The organism is Streptomyces callyspongiae, assembly GCF_047200695.1.
Classification (GTDB): Bacteria; Actinomycetota; Actinomycetes; order Streptomycetales; family Streptomycetaceae; genus Streptomyces.
Genome location: NZ_JBJZOM010000045.1, coordinates 1 through 1,135 on the forward strand (window position 1 = coordinate 1; position 1,135 = coordinate 1,135).

Sequence of the window (1,135 nt, forward strand, 5' to 3'; positions counted from 1 at the left end):
CTAGTGTTCTGAGTCGTTAATTCGTTGGCAGTAGGCGGCGAGGGTTTCCAGGATCTCGTCGGCGGTCTTGGTCCACACGAACGGCTTGGGGTTCTTGTTCCACTCGTTGATCCAGCCGCGGATGTCCCGTTCGAGTGCGACGACGCTGCGGTGGGCTGAGCGGCGGAGTTTGCGGCAGGTCAGTTCGGCGAACCAGCGTTCGACGAGGTTGAGCCACGACGCTGAGGTGGGGGTGAAGTGGAGGTGGAAGCGGGGGTGTCGCAGCAGCCACTTCTTGACCGGCTCGGTCTTGTGGGTGGCGTAGTTGTCCAGGACCAGATGCAGGTCCAGGTGCTTCGGGACGGCGGCGTCGATGACCTTCAGGAAGCGGAGGAACTCCTGGTGGCGGTGGCGGCGGTAGTGCTGGGCTATGACCGATCCGGAGGCGATGTCCAGGGCGGCGAACAGGCTGGTCGTGCCGTGCCGGACGTAGTCATGGGTCATCTTCGCCGGCATGGTCGGTGCCAGCGGCAGCACGGGCTGGGTGCGGTCCAGGGCCTGTATCTGCGACTTCTCGTCCACCGCCAGCACCAGGGCGTTCTCCGGCGGGGCGAGGTAGATGCCCACCACGTCGCGGACCTTGCTCACGAACTGTGGGTCGGTGGACAGCTTCCAGGTCTGAACGATGTGCGGTTTGAGGCCGAACGCCCGCCAGATCCGCGAGACCGCCGACTGCGACATCCCCGTCGCCTGGGCCATCGAACGCGTCGACCAGTGCGAATCACCCGACGGTGGCGTCTGATCCAGCGTCCGGGCGACCAAGGCCTCGATCTGCTCGTCTGTGATCTTCCGCGGCGCCCCCGAGCGCGGCTTGTCGACCAGGCCCTCCAGCCGGTCGGAGGCGAAGCGGGACCGCCACTTGCGCACGGTCTCCCGCGAGATGCCCAGGTCCTGAGCGACTTCCGCGTTCTGCCGGCCCTCCGCGCACGCCAGCACGATCCTCGAGCGCAATACCAGCGCCTGAGACGCCGTCCGTTGCCGCAACCAGCCCCGCAGCACCCTGCGTTCGTGGTCGGACAACTCCAGCGCCAACGGCTTCGGACCAGGCATCAACCCACCCTACAGCCGCCCCCGAACTTACGACTCAGGACACTAG

At 66.3% G+C, this 1,135-nt stretch carries 1 protein-coding gene; it reads right to left on the reverse strand.

Annotation, left to right across the window (positions count from 1 at the left end; translation table 11 throughout):
• Positions 1–1,089 carry an IS630 family transposase gene (locus ACL06G_RS21435; protein ID WP_412788153.1) on the reverse strand — a complete coding sequence of 363 codons (1,089 nt, stop codon included), beginning with the start codon at positions 1,087–1,089 and terminating at the stop codon, positions 1–3.
• Positions 1,090–1,135 lie beyond the last annotated feature (46 nt).

Excerpts from the sequence above, each read along its gene's own strand:
- ACL06G_RS21435 (WP_412788153.1), bottom strand. The coding sequence starts at position 1,089 with ATGCCTGGTCCGAAGCCGTTGGCGCTGGAGTTGTCCGACCACGAACGC.